A 21,777-nucleotide genomic window follows, 5' to 3' on the forward strand; every position below is an offset into this window, starting at 1 on the left:
ATGTGCGAAGGTAAGCGTCCCTTAAGGGGGTTCGGTTCAGGCCAAGAGGGCCGATCCGGCCACAAGGTACGCACCAATCACGCACCTGCTTTTCCGGCGCGCACTTTTCCGTGCACGGGCGCCGGCTTGGAAGGAAATGGTTCCGTGCAGTCGCCCAACCCACCTCGTCCTCCTTACCCGCCCCGTCCCGGCCGGCACCCCGGCGACTCGGACCGCGATCTCGCGGCCCAGGTCGCCGCCCCGGACGGCGGCGGATCCCGTGCCGTCGCCCTCCTGCTGGCCCGGCACTGGCGTGCCACCCACGAGTACGCGGCCGTCTGCCTCGCCGCCCGAGGACAGTCCCCGCAGCTCGTGGCCGCGGCGGCCTTCCACCGGGTCCTCGGCAGGCTGGCCGGCGGCCGTACCGGCGGCGCGCTGCGTCCCCAATTCCTCGTCGCCGTCCGCGACATCGTGCGGGAATGGGCCGGCGCCGACGCCGTGCCCGCCGCTCTGCCGGAACTCGGCAAGACCGTCGGCGGCCGCGGACTGCGCGCCGCGCGCGCCGGAACCCCGGAAAGGCGACAACTCGCCGACGCCGCTTTCCGATCGCTCCCGGCCGCCTCCCAATGCCTCTTGTGGCACACGGAAGTGGAAGCCGAGCCCATATCCATACCCGCTGGTCTGCTGGGTGTCGACGAGTTGACGGCGACCGCCGCACTGCGCGAGGCGCGCACCCAATTCCGTACGGCCTGCGTCCGCGCCCACCGGGAACTCGCCCCCTCCGACCAATGCCGCTTCAACAACCGGCTCCTCGACGTCCCGCTGCGCCGCGGGGGCACCCTGCTGCCCGAGGTCCGCGACCACCTCGCCGAGTGCCGCTACTGCCGGCACGCCGCCGAGCAACTCAGCTTCTTCGACGACGCGTTGGACGTGCTGCTCGCCGAGACCGTGCTCGGCTGGGGTGCCCGGCGCTACCTCGATTCCCGGCCCGGCCGTGGCGGTGCCCACGGGCCCGCCTCGACGCCGGTCCACGCCGGCAGACATCGGAGCACCCGCATCGTCGACCTCGCCGGGCGGCGGGCCAGGGCCGTCCTCATCGGGGCCGGGGTGACCTCGCTCGTCCTCATCGGGAGCGTGCTCGTCGCCACGGGCTGGTCCGGTGGGGGGTCGCAGCCCGGGCCGCAGGTGACGTGGGGTGCGCCCGTGGGCGGGCCCGACTTCTCCTCGACGCCTGAGGGGCCCGAGGGGCCTGAGCCGTCCGCTTCCGGGGCCGCCTCGCCCGCGTCCGTCGAGCAGCAGCCCGCCGAGATCGCCCACGGGCGGCTCTTCGCGCCGGCCGCCGGGCTCTGCATGGACGGTGCGGGCGGGCAGGTCGGGGACGGGGCGCGGGTCGTGCTGGCCGACTGCTCCGGTGCCGCCTCGCAGCAGTGGGCGTACCAGGCCGACGGGTTGCTGCGGAGTGCCGCCGCGCCGACGTTGTGCCTCGCCGCCGACGCCGACGGGCATCAAGGGGCCGCCGTGCTCGCCGGGTGCGTCGTGCACTCCGGGGAGGTGTTCTTCGATCTCACCGTGCGGGGAGAGCTTTTGCTGCGGCGCAGTGGCGGGCTCGTCGTCGCGCCCGGGGAGAGCCGGGAGGGGATGGGGGTCGTGGTGACCCAGCGGGACGGTTCCGCCGGGCAGCGGTGGGTTTTCGACTCCTCCGGGAGCGGTTCGGTGACACCCGGGCCGTCCGGTGGGGGCGCTCCGGATGCGGGGCGGCCCGAGGAGGGGCCGGAACGGCAGGGGTCCGGGGGGTCGCAAGGTTCGGAGGGGGATTCTGCGGCTCCCGGGGCTTCTTCCGGTGGGGCGGGAACTGGTGGGACCGCTGGGTCCGGTGGGGCCGGTGCGGGTGGAGGGTCTGGTGAGCAGGGCGGGGGCCCCGGGGGTGGCGGAGGTGAGGTTCCGCGGTACAACACGCGGATGGTGCAGGTCGGGGCGCCTGGGGCGGCCGGGGACGGAGAGGCGGGCGCGGGCTCAGGGGCGGGGCCGGTCTCGGTTCCGGTCGGAGGGCTGGGCTCGGTCTCGGTTCCGGTGCCTGTGCTGGGCTCCGTTTCGGTGCCGGTCTCGGTGCCGGGGCGCGGCTCGGCTCCGGTTTCCGTGAGTGGGGTGGTGGAGCGGGTCGCCGGGACCGTGCGGGAGCCGGGGTGGCGGGGCGCTGGGCAGGTGCCTGGGGTGGCTGGGCAGGTGTCCGGGGGCGTCGGGCGGGTGGCTGATGTGCTCGACGGGCTGATGCGGGGGGTGGTCAAGGGCTGAGGTGGGGGGGCCTGCGGGGCATCGGGCGGGTGAGGTGCTCGGGGAGGTGGAGGGGTGAGGTGAGGAGCGGGCCTTCGGGGGCGTCGGGCGGATCTGACGTTCCCGGGGCCCGCTCGGCGTGCCTGAGGGGTGATGCGGGTGGCGTGCGAGGTCCGGCTCGGCGTGCCTGAGGGGTGATGCGGGTGGCGTGTGGGGTCGGGCTCGGCGTGCCCGAGGGGTGATGCGGGTGGCGTGTGGGGTCGGGCTCGGCGTGCCCGAGGGGTGATGCGGGTGGCGTGTGAGGTCCGGCTCGGCGTGCCCGAGGGGTGATGCGGGTGGAGTGTGAGGTCCGGCTCGGCGTCCGGTGTGGGTGAGCTTGGCGTGGGGATCGAGGTGGTTTGTCGGGTTCGTGGTGTGTCCGGCGGGTTGTCGGGTCGGTGTCGGCGCATAGTGCCGTGCGGGGGCGGACGGTTCGTCTCCCCGCCTTGAAGTCCACCCGCCTCGAAGCCCACCCGCTGTGAAGTCCCCGCCCAGCCCCTCCCGTCCAGCCCCCCGCCCCGCCCTCTCGCCCGACGCCCGCCTCCGAGCCACCCTCGCCCGCCGCCCCGAAGGAGCCCCGCCCCATGCCCTCCCCCCTCTCCCGGCGCACCCTTCTCGCTCTGCTGGCCGCTGCCGGGCTCGGCTCGCCCGCGCGGGCGTCGGCGGCCGGTGTGGACGAGGGGTCCGGTGAGGGGGTGGGCGGGGACGCCGGTCGCGTCGACAGGCTCGTATCCCGCCTCACCCTCGACGAGAAGCTCGTCCTTCTGCACGGCGCCCACGATCCGGCCTCCCTCGGTCAGGCCGGGTACCTGCCCGGCGTACCCCGTCTCGGGATTCCGCCTCTGCGGCTGGCCGACGGGCCGGCCGGGGTGCGGGTGTCGGCGACCGCCACCGCGTTGCCCGCGCCCGTGCTGCTCGCCGCCGCTTTCGATCCGGGGCTCGCGCGCCGGTACGGGCAGGTGATCGGGCGGGAGGGCCGGGCCCTCGGGCAGGACGTGTTGCTGTCGCCGATGGTCAATCTGCTGCGTACGCCTTACGGCGGGCGGAACTTCGAGACGTTCACCGAGGATCCGCTGCTCGCAGCCGACCTTGTCGCCGCCGAGATCGAGGGCATCCAGGGCGAGGGGCTGATCGCGACGGTGAAGCACTTCGCGCTCAACAACCAGGAGGCGAACCGCGAGACGGTCGACGTCCGGGTGGACGAACAGACGCTGTACGAGGTCGAGTTGCGGGGTTTCGAAGCCGCCGTCGGCGCGGGCGTCGGCTGTGTCATGGGCGCCTACAACAAGGTCGACGGCACCTACGCCTGCGAGAACGAACGCCTCCTCACCGGCGTCCTGCGCGACCGCTGGGGCTTCACCGGCTGGGTCATGACGGACTGGAACGCCGCTCACAGCACCGCCGCCTCCCTGCGCGCCGGGCTCGACATGGAGATGCCCGACGGGGCGTATTTCGGGGCGGAGTTGAAGGCGGCGGTCGAGAAGGGGGAGGTGTCCGAGGCGTACGTCGACCGGGCGGTGCGGCGGATCCTCGCCGTACGGGAGAGGTTCGGGCACTTCGACGGCGCCGTACGGCCCGCGCGGGACGCCGAGGCGGGGGCGGCCGTCGCGCTGGAGGTCGCGAAGGCGGGGGCGACCCTGCTGCGCAACGAGCGGGGGACCTTGCCGCTGAGGGCCGGGGAGTCGGTCGCGGTGATCGGGGCCAGTGCTGACTACGCGTTCGTGAGCGGCGGGGGCAGCGCGCATGTGGTGAGCGCGGGCGCGGAAAGTCCGCTGACGGCGATCAGGCGGCGGATGGGCGAGGTGACGTACGCGGTCGGGGAGGACCTGTTCGGGAAGGACCTGGCGCTCGGGAAGTTTGACGGACGGCAGGCCGGGGAAACGGCGTTCACCGGCGAGGGCGACCACACCTTCGTCCTGCACTTCACCGGCTCCCCGGTCCGGCGGCCCACCGTCCTCCTCGACGGCGAGGAACTCTTCCCGCTGGCCCCCGGCTGGGCCGAGTACTTCGTCGGCGGCCTCACGACCACCGCCCCCGACGGCCTGACCGTCCGCCGCGCCACCCGGCACCTCGCACCGGGCGAGCACACCCTGAAGATCACCGGCGGCGACCCGGGAGAGCGCTTCCGCCTCCGGTGCGTCACCGACGCCACCCGCGCGCGGGACGTCGCCGAGGCGGTGGCCGTGGCCCGCGCCGCCGACCAGGTCGTCCTGTTCGCGTACGAGGACGCCACCGAGTCCCTCGACCGCACGACCCTCGCCCTGCCCGGCCACCAGGAGCGCCTGATCGAGGCGGTGACGGCGGTCAACCCGCGTACCACCGTCGTCCTGAACACGTCCTCCGCGACGACCATGCCCTGGCTGGAGCGGACCGGCGCGGTTCTCCAGATGTACTACCCGGGCCAGGAGGGCGCCGCCGCGACCGCCGCCGTCCTCGCCGGGGACTGCGACCCGGGCGGGCGGCTCACCCAGTCGTTCCCCGTGGACGACACGCACCACCCGGTCGCCGGGGACGCGCGCCGCTACCCCGGCGCGGACGGGGTCGTCGAGTACTCGGAGGGCGTGCACACCGGCTACCGCTGGTACGACGCGCAGGGCGTGCGCCCCCTGTTCCCCTTCGGGCACGGGCTGTCGTACACGTCGTTCGCGTACAGCGACCTCGCGGTGAGTGCCGAAGGGCGGGGCATCGGCGTGGAGTTCACGGTCGTCAACACGGGCGGGCGGGACGGGGTGGACGTGCCGCAGGTGTACGTGGGGCCCTCGCCGGACGTCTCCGTCGCGCAGGCCGTGCGGGTGCTGGCCGGGTATCGGCGGGTGGCGCTGAGGGCGGGGGAGCGGCGGCGGGTCCGGGTGGAGGTGGGGGCGCGGACGCTGTCGTCGTGGGACGCCGGGGCGGGGAAGTGGGTGCTGGGGACGGGAGCGCGGACCGTGTGGGTGGGGGCGTCTGCGGGGGAGTTGGGGCTGACGGCTCAGGTCGCCCTGTGAGCGTCAGTTCGTGCAGACGTCCTTGAGGTTCTCGGCGGCGCGGTCGATCTTCGTGGAGTCCGGGGAGTCGCCGTTCAGGATGTCGCGGTTGTAGTCCTCGATCGCCTGGTTCAGGTCGTCCACCGCCTTGTCGACCTTGCTGTCGTCCTTGTCCTGCTTGTCGTTGATCGTGTCGAGGTTCTTTTCGATCGTTTTGATCGAATCCTCTGTCTTGGTGGGGTCCTTGATCGCGTCGATTCCGGCCTCGTGGATGGCGGTGACGTTGTCGGAGATCGTGTCCGCGTTCGACAGGCAGTCGAAGGTGTCGTCCCACTCGCAGCCGGTGAGCAGGGCGGCCGACAGGGCGACGACGGCCGCGGTCGAGGCGAGGGTGGCGGTGCGGCGTCGGCGGAGCATGTTCACGGAGGGGGTCCCTTCGAGTGCCGGTTGGTGACGCTCCTTACGATCCCGTCGGCACGGGTGCCGCCACGAGGGAGCCCGCACCCGGACCCGAGGTGTAGCCAGCTCCACCCCCGCGCGGGCGATAGGCTCGCCGGGTTCATCGACCTCCAACGGAAGGAACCCGGCGGTGCACGTCCAGGAGTGGCTCGACTCGGTGCCCCCGGCCGCCGTATACGCCGTGGTGGGGCTGGTCATCGGCCTGGAGAGCCTCGGCATCCCGCTGCCCGGCGAGATCATCCTCGTCTCGGCCGCGCTGCTCTCCTCCCAGCACGCGGGCATCAACCCGATCGTCCTCGGCGCCTGCGCGACCGTCGGGGCCGTCGTCGGCGACTCCATCGGCTACGCGATCGGCCGCAAGGGCGGACGGCCGCTGCTCGCCTGGCTGGGGAAGAAGTTCCCGCGCCACTTCAGCGAGGGGCACATCGCGACCGCCGAGCGCTCCTTCGAGAAGTGGGGCATGTGGGCGGTCTTCTTCGGCCGCTTCGTCGCCCTGCTGCGGATCTTCGCCGGGCCCCTCGCGGGCGTCCTGCACATGCCGTACTGGAAGTTCCTCACGGCGAACGTCCTCGGCGGGATCGCCTGGGCCGGCGGCACCACCGCCGTCATCTACTACGTCGGGATCGTCGCCGAGGACTGGCTCAAGCGGTTCTCGTGGCTGGGGCTCGTCCTCGCGCTGCTCATCGGTGTGACGTCGATGCTGGTGCTGAAGCGGAAGGCGAAGAAGGTGCAGCAGGAGGGGAAGGCCGAGGGGGCTGAGCCGGTTCCCGCGGCCGAGTGAGCGGCTGACGGAGCCCCGAGCTAGCCGCCGTGAACTCCCTTGTGCGCCTTGGCCAGTTCGGCGTACGCCGTGCCGTTGAGCGTGACCCCGTCGCGCTCCTCGGCGGTCAGTTCGCGGCGCACCTTCGCGGGGACGCCCGCGACCAGTGAGCCGGGCGGGACCACCATTCCCTGCGGGACCAGCGCCTGCGCGGCGACCAGTGAACCCGCCCCGATCACCGCCCCGTTGAGGATCGTCGCGCCCATCCCGACCAGGCAGTCGTCCTCCACGGTCGCCCCGTGCACGACCGCGTTGTGGCCCACCGACACCCGCTCGCCGACGCGCACCGGGAACCCGGGGTCCGCGTGCAGCGTGCAGTTGTCCTGGATGTTGCTGGCGGCGCCGACCGCGATCGACTCGACGTCGCCGCGCAGGACGGCGCCGTACCAGACGCTGGCGCCCGCGCCGAGCGTGACGTCCCCGATCACGGTCGCCGTCGGCGCGACGAACGCCTCGCCGTCGATCTCCGGCTCCCTGCCCCCGATGCCCGTGATCAGAGCCCGCTGCGTCATCGCCGCCTCCTCGTGTCGCTGGTGTCACCGCACCGTACGCCACCGGGCGTGGGGTGAAGATCACAGGGCGGGGGCGTGCGCGGGCGGCTACCGTGGGCGCGTGCCGAAGCCCAAGAACACGTTCTCGTCCTGGCGGCGTCGTCTCGCCCAGCGCGCCGTGCACGCCGGGTGGGAATGGGTGCGCAGCACGGGCGCGGTGACCGCCGAGCGGCCCGGCCGGCTGCGCTTCGGCGCGATCGGCGAGCACACCCGCCTCGCGTTCCCGCTCGGCACGGTCTTCGGCGAACCCTGGATCCACCTCGGCTCCCACTGCATCGTCGCCGAACAGGTCACCCTCACCGCCGGGTTGATGCCCGACCTCGACCTCGGCGCCGACCCGATCCTGCGCATCGGCGACGGCGTCGTCCTCGGCCGGGGCAGCCACGTCATCGCGGACACGACGGTGACGATAGGCAGCGACTGCTACTTCGGCCCGTACGTGTACGTCACGTCCACGAACCATTCGTACGACGACCCCCACGAGCCCATAGGCAAGCAGTGGCCCCGCATGGAGCCCGTCGAGATCGGCCCCGGCTGCTGGATCGGCACCGGCGCGGTCATCCTCCCGGGCGCGCGTATCGGCCGGAACGTGGTCGTCGCCGCCGGGGCGGTGGTCCGGGGCGAGGTCCCCGACCACGCGGTCGTCGCCGGCGCCCCCGCGCGCGTCGTACGCCGCTGGACGCCCGCCGAGGGCTGGCAGCCGCCCCTGCGGACGCCCCCGCCCGTGCCGATCCCCGAGGGCGTCACCTCCGAGGAACTCGTCGCCCTGTCCGAGCTGGACGAGGAGGCCGTGGCGGGGCTCGCGCGGCTCGAACCGGAGCGCTGAGTAGACTCGGCGCTTCCCTGTATCGGCCCCTGAAGTGGATGGATCGTGGCGGACCTCGAACTGCTGACCCAGTACCTGGCACGCAACGTCAAGCACTGGCGGGCCGTACGCGGCTTCACCCTCGACGTGCTCGCCGCGCGCGCCGGAGTCAGCCGGGGGATGCTCATCCAGATCGAGCAGGCCCGCACCAACCCGAGCATCGGCACGGTCGTGAAGATCGGCGACGCGCTCGGGGTCAGCATCACGACCTTGCTCGACTACGAGCAGGGCGCGAAGGTCCGCATCGTCCCCGCCGAGGACGCCGTACGCCTCTGGCACACCGACGCGGGCAGCTACAGCCGCCTCCTCGCGGGCACGGAGGCCCCCGGCCCCGTCGAGCTGTGGGAGTGGAAACTGATGCCGGGCGAGAGCAGCAGCTCCGAACCGCACCCCGCCGGCACGGTCGAACTCCTCCACGTCACCTCCGGCGAACTGACCCTCACCGTCGACGACACCGAGTACCGCGTCCCGACCGGCGCGAGCGCGACCTTCGACGCCAACAACCCTCATACGTACGGCAATCAGGGGGACGTTCCGGCGGTGCTGGTCCTCGCGGTGTCGGTGCCGCCGGTGCCCTGAGCGGGGGGCTGGGGCGGGGGTGTTCCGGTGCCCTCCGGTCGTCCTGCCGGCGGCTGTTAGCGTGCGGTCATGCGCGCACCCATCGGAGACTTCGACACCGCGACCCCCGCTCCCGACTGCCTGGCCGACCTCGTCGCTCCCGTCGCCGACGCCGTCCGCGGCTGGTCCGCGAGCGTCCCCGCCGAGCAGATCCTGTACGTCGACACGGACCCGGAGTGGGCCGACACCGCCGTCTTCGTCGAGCATTACGGGCGCGACCTGCTGGAGCAGTCGGCCAACTGTGTCGTCGTCGCGGGGAAGCGGGGCGGGGAGACGACCCTCGCCGCCTGCCTCGTGCTGTCCACCACCCGGGTCGACGTCAACGGTGTCGTCCGCCGTCAACTCGGGGCCCGCAAGGCGTCGTTCGCGCCCATGGACACGGCTGTCGGTGAGTCCGGCATGGAGTACGGCGGCATCACCCCGATCGGACTCCCCGCCGCCTGGCCGCTGTTGGTGGACGCGGCCGTCGTCGACCTCCCGTGGGTCCTGATCGGCAGCGGGCGCCGGCGGGGCAAACTCCTCGTCCCGGGGAAGGCGTTCGGGGAACTGGCGGGGGCGGTTGTGGTGGAGGGGTTGGGGGTCGCGGGCTGATGGGGGCGGGGGCGGTTGGGGATCGTCGGCTGGTGGCCGGTGACGGTGGCGGGTCAGTAGTGTTCGGCGCTGCCCAGGTACTGTTCCGCGAACGCCGCTGCCGCCGTCGGTGACGTGAACAGGCGGCGCAGCCGCGCGAAGGACGTCCCCGCGCGGAAGGGATCGCCGCTCGCGGAGCCGTGGTACACCTCCGACAGCCACTGCGAGAACTCCTGGTAGTCCCACACGCGGCGCAGACACGCGTCCGAGTACGCGTCCAGCCCCCGTCCGTCGCCCCGCAGCAGGTAGGCCACCAGCGCGTCGCCGAGCAGGAACGCGTCGTGCAGCGCGAGGTTCATGCCCTTCGCGGCGATCGGCGCGATCAGGTGCGCCGCGTCCCCGGCGAGGAAGAGGCGCCCGTACGCCATCGGCTCGACCACGTAGTCGTGCATGTCGAGGACGCGCTTCTCGATCAGCTCGCCCTCGGTGAGCGCGGGCGCCCCGGCCGCCGCCAGGCGCGTACGCAGGGCCTCCCAGACGCGCTCGGAGGGCCAGTTGTCCGGGTCGTCCCCGGGTGGGCACTGGAGGTAGTAGCGGGTCACCGCGGGGCTGCGCGCCATGTGCCCGGCGAACCCGTCCGGATGCACGCCGAACAGCACGCAGTCCGACGACGGCGGCGCCTGCGCGAGCAGCGCCAGCCAGCCGATGCCGTAGTCGTGCCGGGCCACCCGCGCGTGGCCCGGCGGGATCGCCGCCCGGCTCACCCCGCGCGCACCGTCCGCGCCCACCACGAAGTCGCAGCGCAGCAGGCGCCGTTCGCCTGTGGGGTCCGTGTACGACACCGTCGGGCCCGGGGTCGCGAGGCCGTCGATCTCGACGTCCCGGACTCCGAAGCGGGCGTCCCCCGCGCGCACGTCCGCGTACTCCCGCACGAGGTCCGTGACCAGCAACGGCTGCGGATACACGTAGTGGTGGCGGCCCGTCAGCTCGCCGTACGCGAAGCGGTAGCCCGCGCCGCCGAAGCGGAACTCGCACGCCGTGTGCCGCTCGGCCCGCTCCAGCAGGTGGTGCGCCAGGCCCCGCCGGTCCAGCGCGCGCACCGCCCACTCCTCCAGCACGCCCGCGCGGGGACGCTGTTCGATGAACGCCCGGCTCTCGGTCTCCAGCACCACGCAGTCCACCGACGCGGCCCGCAGGATCGTGCCGACGGCGAGTCCTGCGGGGCCCGCGCCGATGACGACGACCGGGACGCGTTCGGGGGACGGTGAGCTCACACCGCCAGTATGGACGCCGGGTCTGACAACGGGCTTTGCCTAGCGGCCCAGCCTCGGGATCTCGATCGCCGGGCAGCGGTCCATGACCATGTCGAGGCCCTCCGCGCGGGTGCGCGCGTACGCCTCCTCGTCGACCACGCCCAGCTGGAACCACACCGCCTTCGCGCCCTTCGCCACCGCCTCGTCGGCGACCCCGCCCGCGAGGGCGCTGTTCACGAAGACGTCCACCACGTCCACGGGGAACGGGATCTCCGCGAGGGACGCGTACCCGCGCTCGCCGTGCACCGTCTCCGCCTTCGGGTGCACCGGCACGACCCGCTTGCCGAACCTCTGGAGCACCTCGGCGACCCCGTACGCCGCGCGCGAGGGGTTCGTCGACAGGCCCACCACGGCCCAGGTGTCACCGCTCTCGGTGAGGATCTTGCGGATCGTTGCCTCGTCGCCGTACACGGTCGGCCTCCTGGGGGCGTGGGATGACGTGTCTGCCGTTGCCAACCGTCGGAGGGGGCGGGTGATTCCGGGGCGGGGCACGCGCGCACGCGTGGGGCCTACCACCGGTGTCCTGATTCCGTGCCTTTCCCGGCTGTTCCGGTCCATCGAACTGCGCGCGGGCGCCGGGCCGCCTACGCTCGCCCCGTGCTCCGCATCATCGACGCCCGTACCGGCGAGTCCGTCGCCGCCGCCCCTGTCCGCCGTGGTCTCACCCGGGTCGAGGTGCACGCCTCCGGGTACGGGACGGGGGCGCTGCGGGTGCTGCTCGTCGCCGACCTCCTCGTGCGGGCGCTCGAACTCGGCGGCACGCCCGTGTGGGCACTGCTCACCGGGGAACGCGATCAGGCCGAGCTGCGCGCCGGGGCGGTCGCGCTCGGGGCGCGGCCCTTCGAGGACAGCCGGGACGTCGGGGAGGGGCTCGGGGAGGCCCAGGTGGTGCACGTCGCGCGGGAGGGCGGCGCCAGGCCCGACGGGCTGCTGCTCACCGTGGCCCCCGTCGAGGGCGTGACGAGCCCTGCCGCGGCCTGGGACACCGACCCGGCCGTCCTGCGCCTCGCACTGCTCGCCGCGCGCCGGGAGACCGCCCTGCGGCTCGACGAGGACGCCGTGCGCGAGGCCCGCGAGACGCTGGCCCGCTGGCGGCACGCCGTCGCCGACTGGGCCCGCCGCCCCTCGCGCCCCGTCCCCGACACCGTCCGCACACGCCTGCGCCACGCCTGGGAGGACGACCTCGACGTCCCCTCGGTCCTCGGCACCCTGCGCGCCGTGGAGACCGACCCCGCCCTCCCCGACGGCGCCCGCTTCGAGACGTACGTGTACGCGGACCGCCTCCTCGGCCTCGACCTCGCGCGGGACATCGGGGGCGTGGCGTGAGCGCGCGGGAGGGAGCGGGCATGCCGGGCGCCGACGCGGGACGGGCCGGGCCCTTCGCGAACCACCTCCTCACGCCGGGGGACCTGCCACGCGCCCACGCGGGAGGGGCTGCGTTCGGCCGGGCCCGCGCGCGAGGGGACGGCGTCGGCTTGGGTCCCGTCCGCGCGGAAGTGGTCGGTGCCGGCTCCGGCCGTGCCCGCGCGCGCGGGCACGGCGTCAATCCCGCCCGCGCGCGAGGGGACGGTGTCGGCTCCAACCGTGCCCGCGCGGAAGAGGACAGCCTCGGCGCCCGCGCGCGGGAGCTTGCGGGGGGCGGCTTCGTCCCCGCCGGTGTCGGTGCTCTGCGCCGTCTCGTCGTTCTGCGGCACGCCAAGTCGGCCTGGCCCGACGGGGTTCCCGATCACGACCGGCCGCTCGGGCCCCGGGGGCTGCGGGACGCGCCCGCCGCCGGGCTGGCTCTCGCCGAGGGCGACTGTCTGCCCGACCTCGCGCTGTGCTCGACCGCCGAACGTGCCCACCGCACCTGGGAACTGGCGTCCCGGGAGTGGGGCACCCCGCCTCCCGTACGCCACGACCCGCGCCTGTACGGCGCCGACGTCCCCGAACTCCTCGACGTCCTGCGCGAGACGCCGTCCGAGGTCGAGACGCTCCTCCTGGTCGGCCACAACCCGGGCCTGGAGGACCTCGTCCTGGACCTCGCGGGCGACGGCGTGGACGACACCCTGGAGCGGGTCGCCGTGAAGTTCCCCACCTCGGCGATCGCGGTCCTCGCCTGGCACGCGGCGACCTGGCGCACGCTCGCGCGCGGGACGGCGCTCCTGACGTCGGTGACGGTCCCGCGCGGGAAGAAGCCCTGACCGGCCACCCCGTAGGCTGACCGGATGCAGGACGAGTACCGAACCGTCGCCCGCGCGGGCGTGCACGAGACCGAGGTCAACCGCTCCCGCTTCCTGTGCGCGCTCGCCCCGGCGGCCACCGAGCAGGAGGCCCAGGACTTCGTCGCGGCCGTCCGCAAGGAGCACGCCGACGCCACCCACAACTGCTGGGCGTACGTCATCGGCGCCGACGCGTCCGTCCAGAAGGCCAGCGACGACGGCGAACCGGGCGGCACCGCCGGTCTCCCCATGCTCCAGATGCTGACCCGCAGGGACATGCGGTACGTCGTCGCCGTCGTCACCCGCTACTACGGCGGCGTCAAGCTCGGCGCGGGCGGCCTCATCCGCGCGTACGGCGGCGCGGTCGGCGAGGCCATCGACACGCTCGGCACGATCACCCGGCGCCGCTTCCGCCTCGCCACCGTCACCGTCGACCACCAGCGCGCCGGCAAGCTCCAGAACGACCTGCGCTCCACCGGACGCGAGGTCCGCGACGTCCGGTACGGGGAGGGCGTCACCATCGAGATCGGCCTGCCCGACGCCGATGTGGACGCCTTCCGGGGCTGGCTCGCGGACGCGACGGCGGGGACGGCGGGGTTCGAGCTGGGCGGGGAGGCGTACGGGGACGTGTGAGGGGCGTGAGGGGGCTGAGGGCCTCGGGAGGGCCGGTGTCCCTGATGGCGCACGGGATGTCAGACCCGGCCGTTAACCTCGGTGACCATGAGGCTCCTGCACACTTCCGACTGGCATCTGGGCCGGGCGTTCCACCGGGTGGACATGCTCGGCGCCCAGGCCGGGTTCATCGCCCACCTGGTGGCGACCGCGCGTGAGCGCGAGGTCGACGCGGTGGTCGTGTCGGGGGACGTGTACGACCGCGCGGTCCCGTCGCTGGCGGCGGTGGAGCTGTTCGACGACGCCCTGCACCAGCTGGCCGGACTCGGCGTGCCGACGGTGCTGATCTCCGGGAACCACGACTCGGCCCGCCGCCTCGGCGTCGGCGCCGGACTCATCGACCGCGCGGGCATCCACCTGCGCACGGACCCCGCGTCGGCGGGCACCCCGGTGATGGTCCCGGACGCGCATGGGGACGTCGCCTTCTACGGCCTCCCGTACCTCGAACCCGCCCTCGTGAAGGACGAGTTCGGCGTCGACAAGGCCGGTCACGAGGCGGTCCTCGCCGCCGCCATGGACCGCGTCCGAGCCGACCTCGCCGCCCGCGCGCCGGGCACCCGCTCTGTCGTCCTCGCGCACGCCTTCGTCACCGGCGGCGAGCCCAGTGACAGCGAACGGGACATCACGGTCGGCGGCGTCGCCTCCGTCCCGGCGGGGGTCTTCGACGGCGTCGACTACGTCGCGCTGGGCCACCTCCACGGCGCCCAGACCCTCACGGACCGCGTCCGCTACTCCGGCTCCCCCCTGCCGTACTCGTTCTCGGAGGCGGCCCACCGCAAGAGCATGTGGCTGATCGACCTGGACGCGGACGGCACGGCGACGGCGGAGCGCGTGGACTGCCCCGTCCCGAGGGCCCTCGCGCGCGTCAAGGGCACGCTGGAGGACCTCTTGGCGGACCCGGAGCTGACCCGGCACGAGGACGCGTGGCTGGAGGCGACCCTCACGGACCCGGTCCGCCCCACCGACCCCATGGCCCGCCTCACAGCCCGCTTCCCCCACACCCTGAACCTGGTCTTCGCCCCCGACCGCGCCCCGGAGGACCCCGAGGCGTCCTACGCGCGCCGCCTGGCGGGCCGCACGGACCAGGAGATCGCCGAGGACTTCGTGACGCACGTGAGGGGAGCGGGACCGGACACGGACGAACAGGGCGTCCTGAGGGCGGCGTTCGACGCGGTGCGCGAGGAAGAGGCGGTGGCCCGATGAGGCTCCACCGCCTGTCCCTCACCGCCTTCGGCCCCTTCGGCGCCACCCAGGCCGTCGACTTCGACGCCCTCTCGACCGCCGGCCTCTTCCTCCTGCACGGCCCCACGGGCGCGGGCAAGACCTCCGTCCTGGACGCCGTCTGCTACGCCCTGTACGGCACGGTCCCCGGCGCCCGCCAGCATGGCCAGGGTCTCGGCCTGCGCAGCGACCACGCCGCCCCGGAGGTCCGTACGGAGGTCACCCTCGACCTGACCGTCGCGGGCCGCAGGCTGGAGATCACCCGGCAGCCCCCGTGGGAGCGCCCCAAGAAGCGCGGCTCGGGCACCACCCTCGACAAGGCGCAGACCTGGCTCAGGGAGCACAAGGCGGGCGCCTGGAAGGACCTCAGCCGCTCGCACCAGGAGATCGGCGAGGAGGTCACCCAGCTCCTCGGCATGAGCCGCGAACAGTTCTGCCAGGTCGTCCTGCTCCCGCAGGGCGACTTCGCGAGGTTCCTGCGCGCGGACGCGGAAGCGCGCGGCAAGCTCCTCGGCCGCCTCTTCGACACCCAGCGCTTCGCCGAGGTCGAGAAGCGCCTCGCCGACCGCCGCCGGACCACGGAAGCCCGCGTCAAGGAGGGCGACGCGGCCCTCCTCGCGGACGCGCACCGCATGCAGCAGGCGGCCGGTGACGCGATGGACCTCCCCGACCTCGCCCCCGGCGAACCGGGGCTGGCGGAAGCGGTCCTCACCGCGGCGGCCATCGCCCGCAGCACCGCCCGCGAACAGCTCACGATCGCCCACTGCGGCCGTACGGCGGCGGAGTCCGTCCAGAACACGGCCCAGCGCGCCCTGGACGACGTACGCGAACTCGCGCGCCTCCAGCGGCGTTTCGGTGAGGCGCAGGCGCGGGCGGCGCTGCTCCAGGAGCGCTCCGGCGCCTACGAGGAGGCCCGCGCCCGCATGGAGCGCGCGCGGAAGGCCGAGGCCGTCAAGCCCGCGCTGGACCTGCGTGAGGCCGCCGACGCGGAGCACGCCGGGGCGGCGCGGGACGAGGCCCGCGCGCGGGCGCTGCTCCCGCTGCCCGACAGCGAGGCCGACGCCGCCTCCCTCACGGCCGCCGCACGCCGCGCCACCGAGGAACTCGGCGGCCTGGAGTCGGCCCGCAGAGCCGAACGCCGGCTCACCGACCTCGTCGCCGAGCGTGCGAGCCTGGACCGTCAGGAGCGCGCCGACGCCGCCGACCTCACCGACGCCGAGACGTGGCTCACCGGCTGGGACACGGCCCGCGCCGCCCTCCAGAGCCGTATCGACGCCGCCCAGGACGCCACGACCCGCGCCGAACAGCTCGCCGTACGCCGCGAACCGGCCCGCAGGAGGCTCGCGGCGGCCGAACTCCGTGACAGCCTCGCCCGCGACATCGAGAGCGCCCAGCAGCGCGCCCTCACCTCCGGGGAAGCCGCCCAGCGGGCCCGCGCACACTGGCTCGACCTCAAGGAGCAGCGCCTCGACGGCATCGCCGCCGAACTCGCCGCGAGCCTCGTCGACGGCGCCCCCTGCGCCGTCTGCGGCGCCACCGAGCACCCCGCGCCCGCGCGCAAGGCCACCGGGCACGTGGACCGCGCGGCCGAGGAGAACGCCCTCGACGCCTTCCAGCGCGCGCAGGCCCGGCACGAAGAGCACGAACAGCACCTGGGCAACGCCCGCCAGGCCCTCGCCGCCGCCTCGGCCGAAGCCGGCGACACCCCGACCGCCGCCCTCACAGCCGAGACCGAGGACCTGGAACGCCAGTACGCGCACGCGCGCCGTGAGGCATCGGACTACCACTCGGCGCGCGAGGAGCTACAAGCTGCGGAGCAGGAACGCGAGCGGCGCATCACTGTCCAGCGCGACGCGGCCGTACGGGTCGCCTCCAGGGCCGTCCACCGGGAGAACCTGGAGCGTGAACAGGCCGGTCTGGAAGAGGAGTTGACGCGGGCGCGCGGCACCGCCGAGAGCGTGGCCGCGCGCGCCGCCCACCTGGAGCGCCGCGCGCACCTGCTGACCGGCGCCGCGGACGCCGTACGGAGCGCCGAGGAGAGTGCGGGCCGGCTCAAGGACGCGGACGGGCGGCTCGCCGAGGCCGCCTACCGGGCGGGCTTCAGCACGCCCCGCGAGGCCGGCGACGCGCTGCTCGCCCCCGACGCCCACCGCGACCTGCAACACCGTCTGGACGCCTGGCAGGCAGAGGAGTCCGCCGTGCGGGCCGTCCTCGCCGAACCCGAGACGGCCGCAGCCGCCCGCCGCCCGCCCGCCGACGTCACCGGCGCCGCCGAACGGGCCTCCGCAGCCGCAGAGGCACTGCGCCGGGCCGCATCCAGGCGCGACGCCGCCGCCGGCCGCTGCGAGGAACTGGACCACCTCTCCGCGCGCGCGGAGAGCGGCGTACGCGGGCTCGCGCCCCTGCGCCGGGAGTACGACCGGGTGGCCCGGCTCGCCGGGCTCACGGCGGGCACCTCGGCGGACAACGAGCGCAAGATGCGCCTGGAGGCGTACGTGCTCGCCGCCCGCCTGGAGCAGGTCGCCGCCGCCGCGACCGCGCGGCTCCAGCGGATGTCGTCCGGGCGCTACACCCTCGTCCACTCCGCCGACCGCTCCGGGCGCGGGCGCAGCGGCCTCGGGCTGCACGTCGTGGACGCCTGGACGGGCCGGGAGCGCGACACGGCGACCCTGTCCGGCGGGGAGACGTTCTTCGCGTCCCTCGCGCTCGCCCTCGGGCTCGCGGACGTCGTCACCGACGAGGCGGGCGGGGTGCGCCTGGACACCCTCTTCATCGACGAGGGGTTCGGCAGCCTCGACGACCAGACCCTCGACGAGGTCCTCGACGTCCTGGACTCACTGCGCGAACGCGACCGCAGCGTGGGCATCGTCAGCCACGTCGCCGACCTGCGGCGGCGCGTCCACGCCCAGCTGGAGGTGGTGAAGGGGCGCACCGGGTCGACGCTGCGCAGGCGCGGTCACTGACCGAGCGGGCGGCGCGGCAGCGGCGAGGAGTAGACGACGCTCGTCGTCACCGACCCGAGCGCGCCGAGCTTCCCCGACACCTCCTCCAGGTGCTTCATCGAGCGGGCGGTGACCTTGATGACGAAGCAGTCGTCGCCCGTCACGTGGTGCGCCTCCAGGATCTCCGGGGTGACCGCCACCAGGTCGTGGAACGGCTTGTAGTTGCCGTTGGGGTACCTGAGCCGGACGAACGCCAGAATCGGCAGGCCCAGCCGCTCCGGGTCGACGACCGCCGCGTACCCCTGGATCACCCCGGCCTCCTCAAGGCGCCGCACCCGCTCCGTCACCGCGCTCGGCGACATCGACACGGCTCGCGCGAGGTCGGCGAACGAGGCGCGGCCGTCGCGCTGGAGGACATCGAGGATGCGCCAGTCGGTGGCGTCCGGGGAATACGTGGTCATGGGGTCAGAGTGCCGGGGAATCCCCGGTCGATCAAGGTCTGAACCGGGGGGAAGCGACTTCAGGGAAGCGGTCATCGACCGTAGATTTTCCGTCATGACGACGATCACGAACCCCGTACTGCGCACCGCGCCCGCCGCCCCCGCCGAAGCCGCCGCCTACTTCCGCGCGAGCCTCGTCTTCCACGCGGACGTCTCCGACGTCGCCGCCGCGCTGCCCACCGACGAGTTCGTCGTCCTCGACTCCCGCTCCACCGAGGCGTGGGACCAGGGGCACATCCCCGGCGCGATCCACCTGCCGACCGCGCTCATCCCCGAGCAGGCGGGCGGGCTCCTCGACAAGGGCGTCCCCGTGGTCACCTACTGCTGGGGGCCCGGCTGCAACGGCGCCACCCGCGCCGCCCTCGCGCTCGCCGAACTCGGCTACCAGGTCAAGGAGATGCTCGGCGGGTTCGAGTACTGGGTGCGCGAGGGCTTCGAGTTCGAGACCTGGGAGGGACGCGAGACCCGTGACGCCGACCCGCTCACCGCGCCCGTCGGTTCGGACAACTGCGGCTGCTGACACACGACTTGGGCGCCCTCACCGACGTACGGAGAGGGCACCCGAGAAGCCTTACAGCGCCGCGAGTTCGTCCACCAGGTCGTCCAGGCCCAGCGAGCCCTGGGACAGGGCGGCCATGTGCCACGCCTTCAGGTCGAAGGCGTCGCCGTGGCGTTCGCGGGCCTTCTCGCGGCCGAGCAGCCAGGCCCGCTCGCCGAGTTTGTAGCCGATCGCCTGGCCGGGGATCGTCAGGTAGCGGGTGAGTTCGCTGACCACGAAGTCGGCCGGGCGGCTGCTGTGGGCGAGGAAGAACTCCTCGCCGAGCTCGGGCGTCCAGCGCTCGCCGGGGTGGAACGGGGAGTCCGCCGGGATCTCCAGCTCCAGGTGCATGCCGATGTCGATGATGACGCGGACCGCGCGCATCATCTGCGCGTCCAGGTAGCCGAGGCGCTCCTCCGCGTCGGCCAGGAAGCCGAGTTCGTCCATCAGGCGCTCCGCGTACAGGGCCCAGCCCTCGGCGTTGGCGCTGACGATGCCGACGGTCGCCTGGTAGCGGGAGAGGTTCTCGGCGACGTGCACCCACTGCGCGAGCTGCAAGTGGTGGCCGGGGACGCCCTCGTGGTACCAGGTCGACACCAAGTCGTAGACGGGGAACCGGGTCTGACCCATCGTCGGGAGCCAGGTGCGGCCCGGACGCGAGAAGTCCTCCGAGGGGCCCGTGTAGTACGGGGCCGCCGCGCTGCCCGGCGGGGCGATCCGCGACTCCACCTTCCGTACCCGCTCGGCGAGTTCGAAGTGCGTGCCGTCCAGGGACTCGATCGCGCGGTCCATCACGCTCTGGAGCCAGTCGCGGACCTCGTCGACGCCCTCGATGTGCCGGCCGTGCTCGTCGAGGTGCGCGAGCGCCGTCCACGGGGTCGCGGCGCCGGGGAGGATCTTCTCGGCCTCCTTCCTCATCTCGCCCAGGAGACGGTGGTATTCGGCCCAGCCGTACGCGTACGCCTCGTCCAGGTCGAGGTCGGTGCCGTTGTAGTAGCGCGACAGGCGCGCGTACCGGTCACGGCCGACGACGTTCGGGGCGTCCTCGATCGCCGGAGCGTACACCTCCCGCATCCAGTCCCGGAGTTGGACGACCGCTGCGGTCGACTCCCGTGCTGCGGCGTCGAGTTCGGCGCGCAGCGGGTCGGGGCCGGACGCCGCGAAGTCCTCGAACCAGCCCTTGCCCTCACCCGTGTCGGCCCACTCGCCGAGCTGCTCGACGAACGTCGCCGTCGGCCTCGGGGCTGCGAACAGCTTGCGCTCCAGGCCGAGTTCGAGGGACTCGCGGTAGCCGCGCAGCGCCTGCGGTACGGCCCGCAGCCGCTCGGCGATCGCCGCCCAGTCCTCGTCGGTGTCGGCCGGGGTCACCGTGAACACCTCGCGCACGTGCTGCGCGGGCGTCCCCAGGTTGCCGACCGAACGCAGCCCCTCCCCGGCGTCGTGGACGGCGAGTTCGGCACTCAGCCGCTCCCGCAGCAGCCGCGCGCACCGCCGCTCCACGTCGCTGTCCGCACCGGGCCTGCGCTCCGCCTCGTCCAGCGCGGCCAGCGTCCGGCGCGCGAGATCCGCCAACTCCTCCTGTCCGGCGGGCGAGAGGTCCGGCATCCGGCTCGAACTCTCCTTCGCGCCGAGGTAGGTACCGGTGACCGGATCGAGGGCGATGAGACCGTCGACATACGCGTCGGCGACCTCGCGGGGCAGCGGGCTGTTCGTCTCTGACATGCGGACATCGTCATACAGACAGCGGTGCGGCGTCAGCCCGGATCGCGCGGGAGCCGGGCGGGGGCGGCCGGATTTCGCCGAGAGCCGAGCCGGAGCCGAGCCGGAGCCGGGTCGTGCGTGAGGAACCCCGGCCGCGTCGACCCCGTACGTCGAGAGATCCGCACCCGCCGACCCCGTACGTGAAGCAGCCCACCCCGTCCCCCTACTCCCGCCCGATCCGCTCCTGTGCCCGCACCTCGAACGGCAGCGTCTCCGGGGTCACCCCGTCGAGGCGGGCCGTGATGACGAGGGTGCCCTCCTCGATCTGGTAGTCGAGCGGCAGGCCCAGCGACCGCATCGCCGCGACCATCGCCGTGTTCCCGGACCGGGTCACCGCGTACACGCTCTCGCCGCCCGCCTCGACGGCCATCCGCACCAGCCTGCGCAGCAGTTCGCCGCCGATGCCGCGGCCCTGCCAGCCGTCCTCGACGAGGAGCGCGACCTCGGTCTCGTCGCCGTCCCACAGCAGGTGGCCGAGGCCGACGACGCGGCCGGAGGCGGTGCGCACGGCGAGGGTGCGGCCGAAGCGGGGGCTCAGGAGGTGGTTCAGGTAGCGGTCGGCGTCGTTGACGGGCCCGTGGTAGCGCATCGTGAGGGTCTGCGCCGAGCACCGCTCGTGCATCGCCTTCGCGGCCTCCAGGTCGGCCTGGTCGGCGCGGCCGACGGTGATGTCGGCGCCCTCCGGGAGCGTCAGGACGTCGAGGCCGCGCGGCACGCGGGGGCCGAGCCGGGCGTCGAGTTCGACCAGCGCGCGGGCGCGCGCGAACTCGGTCGGGGTGAACGGCAGGTACGGCCGCTCCACGGTGATCACTCCGCCTTCCGGCGCCCGCAGGCGCAGCACTGTCTCCTCCAGGACCCCTTCGGCCGGTACGCCGTGCGCGCCGGGCAGCGAACGGATCGCGCACCGGCCCAGCAACTGCCGCAGCGCGAGGGGGAGTTCCGCCGCGTCCAGGGCGGTACGGGTGGCGAGGCCGAGGACCCGGGTGGGCGCGTCGACCAGGTCGTGGGCGTCGGCCCGCTCGATCCACGTCGAGGTGCCGCCGGCCGCCGCGACCGCGTGGGTGATCTCGGCGGCGCTCGACGAGCCCGGCGCGCGCAGCAGGAACTCGTCGACCGTCTCCAGGCCCAGCGGGTGCGTCTGGAGGCTCAGGATGTCCACCTGGTGCCCGGCGAGCGCGGCGCACAGCGCGGCCAGCGAACCGGGCGCGTCCCGCACGGTCGTCCGCATGCGCCACAGCGTGCTCGCGAAGGCGTCGGTGTCCCCGGCGGGCGGCCGGGGGCCGGTATCACTTCCCGGTGGGGCGGGGTCGTGGCCGTGTGATCGCCACGTGTGCAGGGCCGCCCGGAGGGCCGCGACGGAACGGGTGACGACAGTCGTCTTCTGAGTCATGCATCCACTGTGCAGGAACGGTGTTGCGTGATCACGAACGTACTGTGACCGATGAGTAAAAGCTCATTTCGGTTTTTCGGCTCAGAACGGCCATTTCACGCCAG

The 21,777-nt window shown here is 73.8% G+C and carries 19 protein-coding genes; 12 read left to right on the forward strand and 7 right to left on the reverse strand.

What is annotated here, in order from left to right:
- Positions 1-144 precede the first annotated feature (144 nt).
- Together ACLZOT_RS33265 and ACLZOT_RS33270 are read left to right on the forward strand one after the other, a co-directional pair.
- Entirely contained in the window at positions 145-2,271 is a 2,127-nt protein-coding gene (locus ACLZOT_RS33265) for an RICIN domain-containing protein (RefSeq protein WP_416972844.1), read from the forward strand.
- 602 nt (positions 2,272-2,873) lie between these two features.
- Entirely contained in the window at positions 2,874-5,273 is a 2,400-nt protein-coding gene (locus tag ACLZOT_RS33270) for a beta-glucosidase family protein (RefSeq protein WP_416972845.1), read from the forward strand.
- Positions 5,274-5,276: 3 nt separating this feature from the next.
- On the opposite strand, the gene ACLZOT_RS33275 is transcribed toward ACLZOT_RS33270, so the two are convergent.
- On the reverse strand, positions 5,277-5,669 hold the full coding sequence (locus tag ACLZOT_RS33275) for a hypothetical protein (RefSeq protein WP_416972966.1): 393 nt from the start codon (positions 5,667-5,669) through the stop codon (positions 5,277-5,279).
- A 172-nt stretch (positions 5,670-5,841) separates the two neighbouring features.
- Here ACLZOT_RS33275 and ACLZOT_RS33280 point away from each other — a divergent pair, with 172 nt between their 5' ends.
- On the forward strand, positions 5,842-6,492 hold the full coding sequence (locus ACLZOT_RS33280) for a DedA family protein (RefSeq protein ID WP_416972846.1): 651 nt from the start codon (positions 5,842-5,844) through the stop codon (positions 6,490-6,492).
- A gap of 20 nt (positions 6,493-6,512) precedes the next feature.
- On the opposite strand, the gene ACLZOT_RS33285 is transcribed toward ACLZOT_RS33280, so the two are convergent.
- Positions 6,513-7,043 carry a gamma carbonic anhydrase family protein gene (locus ACLZOT_RS33285; RefSeq protein WP_416972847.1) on the reverse strand — a complete coding sequence of 177 codons (531 nt, stop codon included), beginning with the start codon at positions 7,041-7,043 and terminating at the stop codon, positions 6,513-6,515.
- Between the two features lie 100 nt (positions 7,044-7,143).
- Between ACLZOT_RS33285 and ACLZOT_RS33290 the strand changes: the two genes are divergently transcribed.
- From ACLZOT_RS33290 to ACLZOT_RS33300, 3 genes are all read left to right on the forward strand, one after another.
- Positions 7,144-7,908, forward strand: coding sequence for an acyltransferase (locus ACLZOT_RS33290; RefSeq protein WP_416972848.1), 765 nt, complete (start codon positions 7,144-7,146; stop codon positions 7,906-7,908).
- A gap of 45 nt (positions 7,909-7,953) precedes the next feature.
- Positions 7,954-8,526: a helix-turn-helix domain-containing protein gene (locus tag ACLZOT_RS33295; protein WP_416972849.1), complete on the forward strand. Its 573-nt coding sequence runs from the start codon at positions 7,954-7,956 to the stop codon at positions 8,524-8,526.
- Between the two features lie 69 nt (positions 8,527-8,595).
- Complete coding sequence (locus ACLZOT_RS33300; protein ID WP_416972850.1) at positions 8,596-9,156, forward strand: YbaK/EbsC family protein; 561 nt, start codon at positions 8,596-8,598, stop codon at positions 9,154-9,156.
- 53 nt (positions 9,157-9,209) lie between these two features.
- Here the strand turns inward: ACLZOT_RS33300 and ACLZOT_RS33305 are convergent, their stop codons facing one another.
- Together ACLZOT_RS33305 and ACLZOT_RS33310 are read right to left on the reverse strand one after the other, a co-directional pair.
- Complete coding sequence (locus ACLZOT_RS33305) at positions 9,210-10,409, reverse strand: 4-hydroxybenzoate 3-monooxygenase (RefSeq protein WP_416972851.1); 1,200 nt, start codon at positions 10,407-10,409, stop codon at positions 9,210-9,212.
- Positions 10,410-10,448: 39 nt separating this feature from the next.
- The gene (locus ACLZOT_RS33310) at positions 10,449-10,859 is read right to left on the reverse strand and encodes a CoA-binding protein (RefSeq protein ID WP_416972852.1); all 411 of its coding nucleotides are present in this window, start codon (positions 10,857-10,859) and stop codon (positions 10,449-10,451) included.
- A 186-nt stretch (positions 10,860-11,045) separates the two neighbouring features.
- On the opposite strand from ACLZOT_RS33310, the gene ACLZOT_RS33315 reads away from it, so the two are divergent.
- From ACLZOT_RS33315 to ACLZOT_RS33335, 5 genes are all read left to right on the forward strand, one after another.
- Complete coding sequence (locus tag ACLZOT_RS33315; RefSeq protein WP_416972853.1) at positions 11,046-11,774, forward strand: hypothetical protein; 729 nt, start codon at positions 11,046-11,048, stop codon at positions 11,772-11,774.
- A 341-nt stretch (positions 11,775-12,115) separates the two neighbouring features.
- Positions 12,116-12,631 (forward strand): SixA phosphatase family protein, encoded by a 516-nt coding sequence (locus ACLZOT_RS33320; protein WP_416972967.1) that lies wholly within the window; start codon positions 12,116-12,118, stop codon positions 12,629-12,631.
- Between the two features lie 24 nt (positions 12,632-12,655).
- The gene (locus ACLZOT_RS33325) at positions 12,656-13,282 is read left to right on the forward strand and encodes a YigZ family protein (protein ID WP_416972854.1); all 627 of its coding nucleotides are present in this window, start codon (positions 12,656-12,658) and stop codon (positions 13,280-13,282) included.
- Positions 13,283-13,369: 87 nt separating this feature from the next.
- A complete protein-coding gene (locus tag ACLZOT_RS33330; protein ID WP_416972855.1) occupies positions 13,370-14,524 on the forward strand; it encodes an exonuclease SbcCD subunit D in 1,155 nt (384 codons plus the stop codon).
- Entirely contained in the window at positions 14,521-17,505 is a 2,985-nt protein-coding gene (locus tag ACLZOT_RS33335) for an AAA family ATPase (RefSeq protein WP_416972856.1), read from the forward strand. The genes ACLZOT_RS33330 and ACLZOT_RS33335 overlap by 4 nt, the downstream gene beginning before the upstream one ends.
- Here ACLZOT_RS33335 and ACLZOT_RS33340 read toward each other — a convergent pair.
- Entirely contained in the window at positions 17,499-17,945 is a 447-nt protein-coding gene (locus ACLZOT_RS33340) for an Lrp/AsnC family transcriptional regulator (RefSeq protein WP_416972857.1), read from the reverse strand. The genes ACLZOT_RS33335 and ACLZOT_RS33340 overlap by 7 nt on opposite strands.
- A 94-nt stretch (positions 17,946-18,039) precedes the next feature.
- On the opposite strand from ACLZOT_RS33340, the gene ACLZOT_RS33345 reads away from it, so the two are divergent.
- The gene (locus tag ACLZOT_RS33345) at positions 18,040-18,504 is read left to right on the forward strand and encodes a rhodanese-like domain-containing protein (RefSeq protein WP_416972858.1); all 465 of its coding nucleotides are present in this window, start codon (positions 18,040-18,042) and stop codon (positions 18,502-18,504) included.
- A gap of 51 nt (positions 18,505-18,555) precedes the next feature.
- Here ACLZOT_RS33345 and ACLZOT_RS33350 read toward each other — a convergent pair whose 3' ends face one another.
- Together ACLZOT_RS33350 and ACLZOT_RS33355 are read right to left on the reverse strand one after the other, a co-directional pair.
- Positions 18,556-20,244: a DUF885 domain-containing protein gene (locus ACLZOT_RS33350; protein ID WP_416972859.1), complete on the reverse strand. Its 1,689-nt coding sequence runs from the start codon at positions 20,242-20,244 to the stop codon at positions 18,556-18,558.
- 202 nt (positions 20,245-20,446) lie between these two features.
- Positions 20,447-21,673 carry a GNAT family N-acetyltransferase gene (locus tag ACLZOT_RS33355; protein ID WP_416972860.1) on the reverse strand — a complete coding sequence of 409 codons (1,227 nt, stop codon included), beginning with the start codon at positions 21,671-21,673 and terminating at the stop codon, positions 20,447-20,449.
- Positions 21,674-21,777 lie beyond the last annotated feature (104 nt).

The sequence above is a fragment of the Streptomyces sp. 4F14 genome, assembly GCF_048159485.1.
GTDB lineage: Bacteria > Actinomycetota > Actinomycetes > Streptomycetales > Streptomycetaceae > Streptomyces.

Excerpts from the sequence above, each read along its gene's own strand:
- ACLZOT_RS33270 (WP_416972845.1), top strand. The coding sequence starts at position 2,874 with ATGCCCTCCCCCCTCTCCCGGCGCACCCTTCTCGCTCTGCTGGCCGCT.
- ACLZOT_RS33275 (WP_416972966.1), bottom strand. The coding sequence starts at position 5,669 with ATGCTCCGCCGACGCCGCACCGCCACCCTCGCCTCGACCGCGGCCGTC.
- ACLZOT_RS33285 (WP_416972847.1), bottom strand. The coding sequence starts at position 7,043 with ATGACGCAGCGGGCTCTGATCACGGGCATCGGGGGCAGGGAGCCGGAG.
- ACLZOT_RS33300 (WP_416972850.1), top strand. The coding sequence starts at position 8,596 with ATGCGCGCACCCATCGGAGACTTCGACACCGCGACCCCCGCTCCCGAC.
- ACLZOT_RS33325 (WP_416972854.1), top strand. The coding sequence starts at position 12,656 with ATGCAGGACGAGTACCGAACCGTCGCCCGCGCGGGCGTGCACGAGACC.
- ACLZOT_RS33330 (WP_416972855.1), top strand. The coding sequence starts at position 13,370 with ATGAGGCTCCTGCACACTTCCGACTGGCATCTGGGCCGGGCGTTCCAC.
- ACLZOT_RS33335 (WP_416972856.1), top strand. The coding sequence starts at position 14,521 with ATGAGGCTCCACCGCCTGTCCCTCACCGCCTTCGGCCCCTTCGGCGCC.
- ACLZOT_RS33340 (WP_416972857.1), bottom strand. The coding sequence starts at position 17,945 with ATGACCACGTATTCCCCGGACGCCACCGACTGGCGCATCCTCGATGTC.
- ACLZOT_RS33345 (WP_416972858.1), top strand. The coding sequence starts at position 18,040 with ATGACGACGATCACGAACCCCGTACTGCGCACCGCGCCCGCCGCCCCC.
- ACLZOT_RS33350 (WP_416972859.1), bottom strand. The coding sequence starts at position 20,244 with ATGTCAGAGACGAACAGCCCGCTGCCCCGCGAGGTCGCCGACGCGTAT.
- ACLZOT_RS33355 (WP_416972860.1), bottom strand. The coding sequence starts at position 21,673 with ATGACTCAGAAGACGACTGTCGTCACCCGTTCCGTCGCGGCCCTCCGG.